Origin of the sequence: Delftia sp. DS1230 (genome assembly GCF_040112715.1) — a bacterium.
Classification (GTDB): Bacteria; Pseudomonadota; Gammaproteobacteria; order Burkholderiales; family Burkholderiaceae_C; genus Comamonas; species Comamonas tsuruhatensis.
In genome coordinates this window covers 437,858-450,531 of the sequence record NZ_CP157763.1, presented here as the reverse complement: position 1 = coordinate 450,531, position 12,674 = coordinate 437,858, and the positions used below count along the sequence as shown (strand labels likewise).

At 69.9% G+C, this 12,674-nt stretch carries 12 protein-coding genes; 5 read left to right on the top strand and 7 right to left on the bottom strand.

What is annotated here, in order from left to right; all coding sequences use genetic code 11:
• The 4 genes from AAN986_RS02035 to AAN986_RS02020 form a co-directional block, all read right to left on the bottom strand.
• Entirely contained in the window at positions 1–636 is a 636-nt protein-coding gene (locus tag AAN986_RS02035) for an alpha/beta fold hydrolase (protein ID WP_017405508.1), read from the bottom strand.
• 80 nt (positions 637–716) lie between these two features.
• Positions 717–1,091 carry a hypothetical protein gene (locus AAN986_RS02030; protein WP_016448519.1) on the bottom strand — a complete coding sequence of 125 codons (375 nt, stop codon included), beginning with the start codon at positions 1,089–1,091 and terminating at the stop codon, positions 717–719.
• 10 nt (positions 1,092–1,101) lie between these two features.
• The gene (locus AAN986_RS02025) at positions 1,102–2,256 is read right to left on the bottom strand and encodes a VanZ family protein (RefSeq protein WP_016448520.1); all 1,155 of its coding nucleotides are present in this window, start codon (positions 2,254–2,256) and stop codon (positions 1,102–1,104) included.
• Positions 2,257–2,287: 31 nt separating this feature from the next.
• Entirely contained in the window at positions 2,288–2,716 is a 429-nt protein-coding gene (locus AAN986_RS02020; protein WP_016453572.1) for a CopD family protein, read from the bottom strand.
• Positions 2,717–2,839: 123 nt separating this feature from the next.
• On the opposite strand from AAN986_RS02020, the gene hemB reads away from it, so the two are divergent.
• Positions 2,840–3,847, top strand: a complete 1,008-nt coding sequence (gene hemB / locus AAN986_RS02015) for a porphobilinogen synthase (RefSeq protein ID WP_017405507.1) — start codon at positions 2,840–2,842, stop codon at positions 3,845–3,847.
• Between the two features lie 4 nt (positions 3,848–3,851).
• Entirely contained in the window at positions 3,852–5,069 is a 1,218-nt protein-coding gene (locus tag AAN986_RS02010) for a magnesium transporter CorA family protein (RefSeq protein WP_047218815.1), read from the top strand.
• Here the strand turns inward: AAN986_RS02010 and AAN986_RS02005 are convergent.
• A complete protein-coding gene (locus AAN986_RS02005; protein WP_349335560.1) occupies positions 5,066–6,994 on the bottom strand; it encodes an ATP-binding protein in 1,929 nt (642 codons plus the stop codon). The two genes, AAN986_RS02010 and AAN986_RS02005, sit on opposite strands and share 4 nt — an antisense overlap.
• Positions 6,995–7,043: 49 nt before the next feature.
• On the bottom strand, positions 7,044–7,781 hold the full coding sequence (locus tag AAN986_RS02000; protein ID WP_047218817.1) for a response regulator transcription factor: 738 nt from the start codon (positions 7,779–7,781) through the stop codon (positions 7,044–7,046).
• A gap of 210 nt (positions 7,782–7,991) precedes the next feature.
• Between AAN986_RS02000 and AAN986_RS01995 the strand changes: the two genes are divergently transcribed.
• From AAN986_RS01995 to AAN986_RS01985, 3 genes are all read left to right on the top strand, one after another.
• A complete protein-coding gene (locus AAN986_RS01995) occupies positions 7,992–10,604 on the top strand; it encodes a choice-of-anchor Q domain-containing protein (RefSeq protein WP_047218818.1) in 2,613 nt (870 codons plus the stop codon).
• Positions 10,601–11,245: a molybdopterin-dependent oxidoreductase gene (locus AAN986_RS01990; RefSeq protein WP_047218819.1), complete on the top strand. Its 645-nt coding sequence runs from the start codon at positions 10,601–10,603 to the stop codon at positions 11,243–11,245. Before AAN986_RS01995 ends, AAN986_RS01990 begins: the two co-directional genes overlap by 4 nt.
• A 363-nt stretch (positions 11,246–11,608) precedes the next feature.
• Complete coding sequence (locus AAN986_RS01985) at positions 11,609–11,926, top strand: hypothetical protein (RefSeq protein ID WP_047218820.1); 318 nt, start codon at positions 11,609–11,611, stop codon at positions 11,924–11,926.
• Here the strand turns inward: AAN986_RS01985 and AAN986_RS01980 are convergent, their stop codons facing one another.
• Positions 11,927–12,619: a dienelactone hydrolase family protein gene (locus AAN986_RS01980; RefSeq protein ID WP_016448529.1), complete on the bottom strand. Its 693-nt coding sequence runs from the start codon at positions 12,617–12,619 to the stop codon at positions 11,927–11,929.
• Between the last annotated feature and the right edge of the window lie 55 nt (positions 12,620–12,674).

The window sequence follows — 12,674 nt, the reverse complement described above, 5'->3', positions numbered from 1 at the left end:
CTAGGGAAGTGAGCGCAAATGGCGGACCACGAGACTCTTGAGCAGCGGCAATTGTCCGTGAAAGAAATGACCGCCCCCGGGCACGACGGTAACAGGCAGTATCTGCGGGCGCGCCCAGTCCATGACGGCCGACAGCGGCACCGTGTCATCGGCCTCGCCGTGCACCACCAATGTCCGGTCATGGGCTTCGGGCGGCACGGGGGCCACCGAGAAACGGCTGGCCGCCGTGCCCACCAGCACAGCCTTTTCCACCCGGCCTTCATTCCACAGGCCCGCCAGCACATGGCTGGTGACGAAGGCGCCGAAGGAAAAGCCCGCCAGCGCGATCGGCCCTTCGGGAGCGACCTGGCGGACCACGGACAGCATGTCCTCGGCCTCGCCGATGCCTGCGTCGTGCTCGCCGGCACTGGCACCTACGCCACGGAAGTTGAAGCGTACGGCCGTGTAGCCGCACTGCACGAAGGCACGCGCCAGGGTCTGCACCACCTTGTTGTCCATGGTGCCGCCGAACAGCGGATGGGGGTGGGCGATGATGGCCACGCCGCGCGCAGTCGCATCGGCGGCCGGCGCGTCGCGCAGGGCCTCCACGGCCCCGGCAAGGCCGGTCAGGGTCAAACGTTCGGTCTGCGCATTCACAATCGCTATCCTAGTAGTAGCAGCCAGTCCAAGCTGACAAAGCACTGATGCCCGGAAAGGCCCAAAGTTCCAGCCGGTGCTCAGCGGCCCACGTCGGGCGGCAGCAGCAGGCGCTCCACGGGCTGGCCGTTCTTGAGATGGGACTCGACGATCTCGTCGATATCGGTCTCGTCCACGAAGGTGTACCAGGTGCCTTCGGGGTAGACCACGGCCACGGGCCCGCCCGCGCAGCGGTCCAGGCAGCCGGCCTTGTTCACGCGCACCTGGCCCTTGCCGGCCAGGCCCAGCTGCTTGACCTGCTTCTTGCAGTGGTCGAAGCCTGCCTTGGCGCCGTGCAGCGCACAGCAGTCCTCGCCGCCAGGCCTCTCGTTGAGGCAAAAGAAGATGTGGCGCGCATAGTAGTTGCCTGCGCCTTGCTGGCCGCCTTCGGCCCCGGGACGTGGGTTTTCGCTCATGCAGCGGATTCTAGGCCTGCGTCTGCTGCCCCGAAGGCGCCGGGGGCGCTGAAGGTGCAGGCGGCAGCGGCCCTGCATCGCGGCGCGCCACCCTGAGCAGCACGTAGACCAGGGTGGCATAGGGCCACAGCCAGCCCAGCCACTGCCCCAGCCCGTAGAAGCGGATGAAACGCCCCTGCTCCCAGGCCTGCAGCGTCTCGGAGAAATAGGCACTGGTGGGCGCCTGGTTCAGGATGCTCAGTTGCAGCACCAGCACCAGCATCAGCAGGGCTGCACAGGCGCGGCGCGGCAGCGGCAGGGCCACCATGGCCAGGCCCACGCCGCCCCATACGCCCATGCGCACCGGCAGGTCCACCCACTCCCAGGCATGGGCAGGCCCCCAGCTCAGCGCGGCCGACATCGCCGAGACCGCGATGCCGATCACAATGGCCGAGCCCGCCAGCACGGCGCGCCGACCCATGTGGCGCATCACGCAATAGGCCAGCAGGCAGGGCACCCACAGGCCCAGCATCACGCACAGCATCTCGGTCACGGGCGATAGCGGCGTCAGGGCCGACTCGCGCAGCGGCAGCCACATGAGAAAGGGCGTGCCTTCGAGCAGGTCCAGCAGGCCCTGCTCCAGCCGCTCCAGCACCTGGCCCAAACCGAAGGGCACGGCGGCAGGAAAGAGCAGCGCCCAGGGCCACAGCGCCAGCAGCACCATGGCGCCGCCGCCATCCTCGCCCAGCCAATGGGTGCGAAAGGCGCTCCAGCGCGCCAGGGCGCCCAGGCGCTCCAGCAGCAGCGCCACCAGCGCGCCCAACAAGGTGCCGCCCGCATTGAGCACCAGATCCAGGTTGGAGGGAACGCGCCGCGGCAGGTAGATCTGCAGGAACTCCATGGACAGCGACAGCAGGGTGCCTGCCAGCGCCGCCAGCGGCACGGCCGCGCGCGGGCTGCCGCTGCGCACCAGGGCCAGCGCCAGGAAAAAGCCCAGCGGCGCGTAGCCGACGATATTGGTATTGACGTCGAACCAGGTCCAGTACGGCGGCGGGATCTTTGCCGTCAGGAAGACCAGCGGATCAATGCCCTGGGCACGCCAGCCATCGAAGGGAAACAGGCTGGCGAAAACGATGAGCACCGCATAGACCAGTGCCAGCGGCCAGGCCGAAGTCCTTTGCACCACGCCCTGCCTCCCTCTTCGTTGGAACGGTTTCTCAGAAAGGTTTGACGACCACCAGGATGACGATGGCCGCCAGCAGCAGCACCGGCACCTCGTTGAAGAAGCGGAACCAGCGGTGGCTGTGCTGGTCCCGGTTGTCGATCAGCTTGCGCAGCAGGCGCCCGCAGGCATGGTGGTAGCCGATGACCAGCAGCACGCCGGCCAGCTTGGCATGCATCCAGCCGTTGCCCGGCCCCTTGCCGATGCCGTAGCCCAGGTACAGCCACAGGCCCAGGCCCAATGCGGGCACGGCCAGCAGCGTGGTGAAGCGCAGCAGCTTGCGTGCCATCAGCAGCAGGCGCTCGCGCTCGGCCACCGAGCCGGGCGTGACCATGGCCACGTTGACGAAGATGCGAGGCAGATAGAACAGGCCCGCGAACCAGCTTGCCACGAAAACGATATGAAAGGCTTTGACCCACAGCATGCGGGCAGTGTACGTGCGTACAGGGGTGCGCCAGGCTGCGCAGGCGCAAAAGCCGAGTCCCGCGTGCCGGCGTCGTCGCCGGGGTTGCGGGGCCTGCGGCGGGAATGGGGCACAATTTTCGGCATGCATCTGTCCAGCCCCACCCCCTTCCCGCACAACCGCCCCCGCCGCCTGCGCCGCGATGCCTTCACGCGCAATCTGGTGCGCGAGAACGTGCTCACGGCCCATGACTTCATCTACCCCGTGTTCGTGCACGAAGGCACGAACCAGCGCGAGGCCGTTCCCTCCATGCCCGGCGTGGACCGCCTGAGTCTGGACCTGCTGCTGCCCGTGGCCGAGCAATGCGTGCAGCTGGAGATCCCGTTCCTGGCGCTGTTCCCCGCCATCGAGACCTCGCTGAAGACGCCCGACGGCAAGGAGGCGCTCAACCCCGACGGCCTGATCCCGCGCGTGGTGCGGGCGCTCAAGAAGGAGTTCCCGCAACTGGGCGTGATGACCGATGTGGCCCTGGACCCCTACACCAGCCACGGCCAGGACGGCATCCTGGATGAGTCCGGCTACATCATCAACGACGAGACCGTGCAGGTCCTGGTGGGCCAGGCCCTCACCCATGCCGAGGCCGGCGTGGACATGGTGGCGCCCAGCGACATGATGGACGGCCGCATCGGCGCCATCCGCGAGGCGCTGGAGGCCCACGGCCACATCCACACGCGCATCATGGCCTACAGCGCCAAGTACGCCAGCGCCTTCTACGGCCCGTTCCGCGACGCCGTGGGTACGCGCGGCGCGCTGGGCAAGGCCGACAAGAACGTCTACCAGATGGACCCCGCCAACACCGACGAGGCCCTGCGCGAAGTCGCCCAGGACCTGGCCGAGGGTGCCGACATGGTCATGGTCAAGCCCGGCATGCCGTACCTGGACGTGGTGCGCCGCGTCAAGGACGAGTTCGGCGTGCCCACCTTCGCCTACCAGGTCAGCGGCGAGTACGCCATGCTCAAGGCCGCCGCCGCCAACGGCTGGCTGGACCATGACCAGGTGATGATGGAATCGCTGCTGGCCTTCAAGCGCGCGGGTGCCGACGGCATCCTGACCTACTTCGCCATCGACGCCGCGCGCAAGCTGCGCGGCTGAACGCATGCCGCCGGTGACGCCGCCCACGGGCACGGGAGCCGCTCCCCCAGCCGGGAACGCCAGGAGCATGCGCATCTTCCACCTGCAGCCGGGCGGCGCCACCGAACTGGCCGACCTGCCCGGGCAGGCGCCCGCGCAGGGCTTCCTGTGGATCTCCTGCACCCGCGCCACCTTGCAGGAGCGGCTGGCCGAGGTGCAGCGCACGCTGCAGCTGCTGTCGGGCCAGCAGCTGGTGGACCTGCATGTCTCGGACCTGCTCAACGCCCAGCTGCCATCGCGCTACGACTACACCTCGCAGTACGACCTGCTGGTCTTTCGCCGCCTGGCCAGCGGGCAGGCGCGTGCCGCCGCGCAGGCCGGCACGGCCTCTTCGCCTGCGGCGCAGGCGGCGCCCCCCTCGCCTCCCGTGCGCCGCACAGGCCCGCCCGTGCTGCGCAACATCGACACCAGCCCCGTGGGCTTTGCCATGTTCGACCAGGTGCTGCTGTCCGTGCACCCCGACGACTGCACCGTGCGCGACGCCTATGCCGCGCGGCTGCTGGCCGCCATGCCCAGCGATCTGCGCGAGGGACGGCTGAACCCCACATCCGGCACGCGGCTGCCGGCCAGCCCGGCCGACCTCATGCTGCGCGTGGTCAACCTCATCGTGGACGGCTTCCTGGACCTGCGCCGCGAACTGTCGCGCCAGCTGGACCACTGGCAGACCGAGCTGCTGCGCCCGCGCACGCGCTTTGCCAACTGGGGGGCGCTGCTGGACGCACGGCTGGCCCTGCATGAGCTGGACGAAGTCTGCGAAGACCAGCGCGCTGCCGTGCAGGACTGGACGGACGCGCTGGAGACCTGGGCGCCGCCTGAAGATGCGGCGGCGCTGCGCGAGCTGGACCTGCTCAAGGTGCGCAGCCGCGACGTGCTGGAACACATAGAGCGCGTGGTCCACCATGTGCGGCGGCTGGAGCAAAGCACCGAGACCGTGGTGCAGATGCATTTTTCGGTGCAGAGCAACCGCACCAACGACATCATGCGCACGCTCACCGCGCTGACGGCCGTGTTCCTGCCGCTGAACCTGATTGCCGGCATCTTCGGCATGAACTTCGAGTTCATCCCCCTGGTGCACAAGCAGGACGGCTTCTGGTGGGCCATGGGCTCGATGATGGCGATTGCCGTGGGCCTGACCATGTTCTTCTGGCGCAAGCGCTACATGGCGCGCACGGCGCAGGGCTAGGGCCCCGCCCGCTCCAGCGGCATCCACAGCGTGAAGCGATTGCCGCCGGCCAGCGGCGCCCAGTCCAGCCGCGCCTGCAGCGCCAGCGCGCGCGTGCGCATGTTCACCAGTCCCTTGCGGCCCTCGGTGGGTGCCTGGGCGCGGTCGAAGGGGTGGCCGTCGTCCTCCACCAGCACCTGCACGCCGGCCCGGCCGTCCAGCGGGGCCTGGGCCGTGCGCACCGTGATCTCGCGCGCGCCGCTGTGCTTGATGATGTTGGTCAGCACCTCCTGCAGGATGCGCAGCACATGCAGGGCGGCCTGCGCGTCCAGCCAGGGCAGCGCGGGCAGGTCGCTCACCTCCCAGTGCAGCCGCAGCCCCGCCCCCTCCAGGCGCGGCCCCAGCCGGTAGCGCAGCCCGGCCAGCAGCGCCAGCAGATCGCAGTCCAGCGGCTCCAGCGAGTCGATGGACAGCTTCAGGTCATCGATGCACTCCTGCAGCAGTTGCACCAGGTCCACCGTGCCGGCCTGGTTGAACTCCACCACGCGCAGCGCGCTCATCAGCGAGGAGCCCACGCCGTCGTGCATCTCGCGCATCAGGCGCTGGCGCTCCTGCATCAGCGTCTGCTCGCGCTCCACGGCCAGCAGGCGCTCATGGGCCTGGGCCAGCTCCGCCTCCTGGGCCTTGAGCCGTTCCGCCAGATGCAGGTTGGCGTTCTCGGCCACGGCAAGCGCACCGTTGTAGCGCCGGTAGGCCACCAGCAGGAACAGCGTGAACAGCCCCAGGTACACATAGGGCGTGAGGTAGATGCTCTCTATGCTGATCAGGTAGCTCTGCAGCGCCAGGTCATGGAAGCCGATGGGAAACGACAGCAGCATCCACACGGCCAGCATGGTGCTGCCGCCATCGCGCATGCGCCAGGCGCCCGCCACGGCCATGCACAGCACCAGGATCTCCGGCGGCACCATCAGCAGCCGCAGCAGCGGCAGGATGGTCTCGTGCGCCGGGCCCCACAGCGGCACCGCCACCAGCAGCACCGTGCCCACATAGCCCTGCAGCACCCGGCCCAGCCAGGGCCGGCGCCTGCGCTGCATCAGGCACAGGAAATGGAAGGCCGCCACCGTGGCGCCCATGAGGCCGGCCAGCGTCAGCCAGGAGAACCAGCCGTCCGACAGGGCCAGCCCCTCGCCGTCCACCATGAACTGCAGCGAGCCCAGCAACTGGCACAGCGACATCAGGAAGAACAGCAGGAACACCACATCCCCGCGCCGCCGCTGCAGCGTCCACAGCGCCAGCGCGAACAGGCCCAGCACCAGGTAGGAGCCCGCCGTGTAGACCACCAGATCGGCCTGGAGCAGGCTGCGCAGCCGCCAGGACAGGCGCAGCGACTCGGCCGGCCCCGCCCACAGACTGGACAGCGCCCCGCCCACGCCCTGCTGGCTGGCCATGCGCACATGCACCTGCAGCGGCCTGCCCGGCTGCGCCAGCCCGCCCAGGTCCAGCCACACCGGCCGGTTGAAACTGTTCCATACCCGGCTGCCGCGCGTCTGCCAGGCCAGCGCCCCGTCCACATACACCGCCACCGTGCCCACCGTCTGCCAGCGCGGGATGTACAGGCGGGCGCCCTGCGGCGTAGGCACCAGGGCTTCAGGCGGCACCACGGCGCGGAACCAGCGCACCTCGGGCGGCGCCGCTGCCAGGTCGCCGCTGCCCGACACGGCCCTGTCGCCCCCATAGGGCAGGTCCACATCGCTCCACGGCGTCGATGCATCCAGCACCGCGTCGTCGGCCGACGCAAGCGCCGCAGGCGGCGCCCAGTGCGGGCTGTCCGACCGCCACAGCTGCGCCTGGCGCAGTTGCACCGCTTCACCTGCGACGGGGCCACGCAGCCCGAACGCCCCCGCCAGCAGCATCGCCAGCGCCACCAGTCCCGCCGAAACCAGCAAGACCCTCCCCTGCAGCAGCGGCTGCGTCATCTGCCCACCGTGGCGGCGCTCATTGCCGCCCCTCGGCCAGCCAGCCGCGCTGCAAGGCCACATGCATCATCTGCGTGCGGCTGGACACCTGCAGCTTGCCGTAGATGCGCCGCACGAAGGTGCGCACCGTGTGGCGCGACACGCCCAGCTGGCGCGCCACCTCGTCCAGCGTATGGCCGCGCGCCACCAGGCGCAGCACCTCCAGCTCGCGCGCAGACAGCGCCTGCGCGGCGGCCTGGGGCTCGGCAGGCGGCTGCAGCCCGGCCACCGCCCCGGCCCGCTGCTGGCGCAGCAGCAGCTTGCGCGCCACCATGGGATTGATGGGGCTGCCGCCCGCGTGCAGGCTGCGCACTTCCTCCAGCACCGCGTCGGCGGCCAGGTCCTTGAGCAGATAGCCCATGGCGCCGGCCTCGATGGCGGCCAGCACATGCTGCTCGTCGCCAAAGATGGTGCTGACCATCACCGCCGCCCCGGGGTGGCGGGCGCGCACGGCAGCAATCACCTCCAGGCCGCTGCCGTCGGGCAGGCCCAGGTCCACCAGCATCACGTCCATGGCACCGGCCCCATCGGTGCGGCCGAGCTGGTGCAGGGCCTCCGCGCGGCTGGCTGCCGCCCAGCACAGGACCATGTCCTTCGCAGCATTGATCACGCCCACCAGGGCGTGGCGGCAGGCGGCGTCGTCCTCCACCACGGCCACGCGGATGGGTGTGGAGCCACCCGTCGCGGCGGCAGAGGAAGGGTCTGTGTGCGTGTCCATGGAGGTGGAGTGCGTGGCGAGGGCCGCATGTTCACATGGAACAAGACCGCTGTCATGTCGCCCGGATAGGTGACATGGGCGGCATGGCGGCCCCACCCCCTCTCATCGGCCATGTAGCCCGAACGGGGGACATACAGAAAGCCGGACACCCCATAGATTTGCCCTCTTCAGCACATCACCGAGATGCTGTGCCTACCGAGGGGGTCCGCCATGTCCATCATCCACCCGTCTGCTGCAGCCGACGTACCACCCATGCCCACGCCAAGCCCCTGGGTCCGGACATTGCCGGGCCTGACGGTCGGGTTGGTACTGGCCCTTGTCGGCGCCGCGGCCCAGGCCGCCACACTCACCGTCACCACCGCCGGCGAGATTGCAGACACCGAGCCGCTGTCTCGTGCCCAATGCTCGCCTGCCGCAGGCGACCGCAACTGCGACACCCTGCGCGACGCCATCAACCATGCCGCCGATGGCGACACCATCGTCTTCGGCGCGGCCCTGGATGGACAAACCATCTCGCTGACCCGCTTTACCAACTGCCTGGACACCGGGCAGGCCGCCGGCGCCACCTGCCTGCCGCTGGCCAGCTGGCCCGGCTACGTCTCGCAGTTCGGCCCCAGCGCCTTCTTCATCAGCGGCAAGCACATCACCATCGATGCCACCGCCAATGGCCTGACGCCCCAGGGCGTGAGCGTGCAGCGCCTCGGTACCGCACCCGGTTTCCGGCTGTTCGACATCGATGCGCAGGGTGGCCTGGTCATGCGCGGCCTGACCCTGGCCGGGGGGCAGGCCACAGGCGGCTCCAGCCGCTTTGGCGGCGGCGCGCTGGGTGCGGGCGGTGCCATCTTCAATCGGGGCCAGCTCACCATCGAACGCAGCACGCTCACGCGCAATCACGCACAAGGGGGGCAAGGAGGCAGGCTTTCCTTGAACTCCTTTGCAGGTGCCGGCGTGGGCGAGGATGGGACTTTGTCCCCGGGGGGAGGGCCGAACGCTGGCGGCCCGGACGATGGCGGCCTGGGCGGTGGCAGTGGCAGCGCCAGCGGCAAGAACGGCGGCTTCGGTGGTGGCGGCGGCGGCTCCGGCGGTGGCGGCTTTGGCGGTGGTGGTGGCCGTCGTGGCAGCGGTGGCGGCTTCGGCGCCGGCAACGGTGGGGGCGGCCCCTTCGACGCTGGCGGTGGCGCAGGCGGCATGGGCGGGGCCATTTTCAACAACGCAGGCACCTTGACGCTGAACCAGGTCACCCTGGCTGGCAACGGTGCACACGGCGGGCTGGGCAACAGCAGCGGCGGCGGCGCCGGCCTGGGTGGCGCCGTTTTCAACTACAACGGCGTGCTCACCATCCGTTTCTCCACCCTGGCCGGCAATACCGTGCAGGCCAATGGCGACGACAACCCGGCCGCGCAAGGCGGCGCCATCTACAGCCTGGGCGATTCCCAGGCCGCCTGCAGTGCGGGTGGCAACATCAGCTGCACCCGCAGCGGCGCCTCGCTGGAAATGCAGGCCAGCATTGCCCAGGACAGCGTGTTCGAGCCGCCCACCAAACAGCCCGCTGGCAGGGACGTGGTGCTGGACCTGCGCAATGGCGGCACCAGCGATGCCAGCGGCAGCAACAATCTGCTGGGCCTGGCGCAGGCCCTGAACAATGCCGACATCAGCGCCCTGGCCTTCACCACGGGCAACCCGCAGCTCGGCCCCCTGGCCAGCCACGGCGGCCCCACCCAGACCATGTTGAACAGCACCGGCAGCCCGGCACTGGACGGGGTGGCCTGCACGGCCGCACCTGGCACGGACCAGCGCGGGGTGGTCAGGCCCCAGGGTGCACGGTGCGACATCGGCGCCGTGGAGGCGAACGTCTTCCAGGCGGCATTGACCGTGCTGGCCAGCGGCGCGGGCGGCGTATCGGCGCAGGCCTCCCCGCCTGCGGCCACGGGTGCCGTACAGGACTGCGGCCGCCCAGGCGGCCTGTGCCAGGCCGGCTATGGCTACTTCGAAGGCGCGCCCACCCTGGTGACCCTGGCCGCCACGCCCGACGCTGGCCATGCCTTTGCCGCCTGGAGCGGCGCCTGCAGTGGAAGCACGCCCACCTGCAGCGTCACCATCGATGCAGCCAGGAGCGTGCAGGCCAGCTTCACGGCCTTCAGCGTCACGGCAAGCCTGCCCTCCGGCACCTACGGCACGGCCTACAGCCAGCCGCTGGCGCCCGTGCCCAGCGGCGGCGTGGGGCCGTTCAGCTACAGCGTGAGCGGTTTGCCCGCAGGCTTCAGCCAGGCCGCCGGCACCCTCTCGGCCCCAGCCACGCAGGCGGCAGGCAGCTACAGCTTCACGCTGACTGCCACCGATGCCAACGGCGCCACCACCGAACCCGCAGCCGTGACCGTGGTGATCGGCCCGGCGGCCACCAGCGCCCACCTGTCGGCCTCCCCCGCTGCGCCAGGCCCTGGCCAGAGCGTGACTTTCAGCGCCCAGGTCACGCTGCCTGCCGGCGCCAGCGGCACGGTGGATTTCTTGAACGGAACGCAGGTGCTGTGCGCCAGAGTTGCGGTGACTGGCGGGCAGGCCAGCTGCAGCGTGCCCCGGCTACCACCGGGCACGGCCACGGTGCAGGCGCGCTATGTGCCCGGTGATGGCAATACCTCCGGCTCGGACAGCAACACCGTGACCGTCACGACAGCCGCTGCGGCGCCCATTCCAGCGCTGGGCGCCGGGGGGCTTGCGCTGCTGGGCCTGCTGACCGCAGCGGGCGCGGCGTTGTCGCGCAGGATGGGCACTTCACGGAAAATCGGCGCTGGCACATCGCCACGCACCCCCAGGAGTTCCCCATGACCGCATCCGCAAGCCGGAGCCCGCTTTCACGCCGCAGCCTGCTGGCCGCCAGCGCAGCCACCGGCCTGGCCCTGTGCGAAAGCGCCCTGGCCGCCCCCGCCGCCCCCGGAAAAAGCACCGAAGCCGCCGTGCTCACCATCAGCGGCCCCGGCGTGCGCGGCAACCGGGGGCCGCTGGACCCGGTGGCCGACCTGCTGCTGAAAAACCATGGCCTGGCCTTCGACTCGGCCTGGACCACAGGGGCCGGTGCGCTGGAGCGCCTGCCCACGGTGGAGATCACACCCCATATCGAATACGACGGCCAGCCCCACCGGCTGCGCGGCCCTCTGCTGGCCACCGTGCTGCAGGCGGCCGGAGTGGACAGCGCCGCCGCAGCGGCCAAGGGCCAATGGATCACCCTGCAGGCCATCGACGGCTACCGCGCCCAGCTGCCGCTGGCCCAGGCCCTGCAATGGAGCATGCTGCTGGCCACGCACATGGACGGCCGGCGCCTGGGCCTGGGCGGCCTGGGCCCGCAATGGGCCATGTACGACGCCGACCGCATTGCCGATCTGGCCGGCAAGCCCCTGAAGGAACGCTTTGCGCAGGCGCCCTGGGGGCTGTACCACATGGGGCTGCACGCGCAGCAGCCGCAGGGCTGACCCCAAGGCTGCGCATGGTTCCGTTTCGGCGGGGCTGTGCAGGACCTCCGCAAGGGGGTGCCGGCTCCTTTGCCCGGCCCGCCAACCTGCACAGCCCTGCCACCCGTTGGCGGCGGCAAGCTCAGCATAGCGTTGACCACATTGCAACCCGGCCTGCGGCGCGCATTTGGAGTACCATTTCGCGATCCCTTCGGGGATACGGGCTTGGCGGCCCGGAACAACGTAGGCGCAGCAGCCGCACGCCTTTTTCACGAGGCAGCGGCTTTTTCATCTTCCCGGTGCTGCGCCGGGCACGGTTCCGTTTTTGGCGGGGCTGTGCGGGACCTCCGCTAGGGGGTGCCAGTTCATGCCAAAGGAGCCGCCATGTCTGACCTCGATGCACTCAGCGGAGCACACGCCTCCCCGCCTTTCTTCTCTTCCCCGCAAGTGCCGAGGGAAGAGATCAGCCTGTACTACCCCATTTCCGAATACGAGGTCTATCGCCTCAAGGACTGCATGCACCAGATGGGCCTGGTGATCGACCTGTGCTGCATGGCCGGCCCAGACCAACAACTGAACGACCTGGGCGGGCTGATGAGCTTCCTGACCGCGCAGCAGCGCGCGCTGCGGGGCACGCTGCAAACCGTGCAGGCGCGCAAGGCGACGCCGGGGCCGGCATGTGATCCGGACCCCGGGGGTTGATCAAGCCAGGTGCTGGTCGAAGAAGGCCAGCGTGCGGTCGCGCGCCTGCAGGGCGCTGGCCTCGTCGTAGGCGCTGCGCTGGTCGCAGTTGAAGCCGTGGTCTGCGTCGTACAGGTGCACCTGCACATGCTTTTGCGCCTGGGCGAAGGCCTGCACGGCGTCCACGGGAATGTGCGCATCGCGCCGGCCGAAGTGGGCAATCACGGGGCACAGCGGCTCGCGGCCCATCTCCAGCGGCGTGGTCATGCCGCCGCCGTAGTAGCAGGCCGCAGCCGACAGGCTGGGCAGGTTGCAGGCCGCGCGCCAGGCCCACAGGCCGCCCCAGCAAAAGCCCACGATGCCCACCTTGCCGCCGGGCACCAGCGTGGCGGCATGGGCGATGGCGGCCTCGATCTCGGGCAGCACGCCGGGCTGGGGCAGCGCCTCGGCGGCGGATTTCAGCGCCATGCCCTTGGCACGGTCGGCGTCGCCGTAGCCCAGGTCCACACCCGGCTCCACACGCGTGAACAGTGACGGCGCCACGGCCACATAGCCCCGCGCCGCAAGCCGGTCGGTCACGGCGCGGATATGGGCGTTGACGCCGAAGATCTCCTGCAGCACGACGATGGCACCGCGCGCGGGCACGTCGGGGCGGGCCACCCAGGCCGGCGAAGACGTGCCATCCAATGAAGTCAACTGCACAAAACTGCCCATGTCCGCGTTCCTTTCTGTCTGAGAACCTGTTGTGATTTCCCGGTGGGCGGACGCG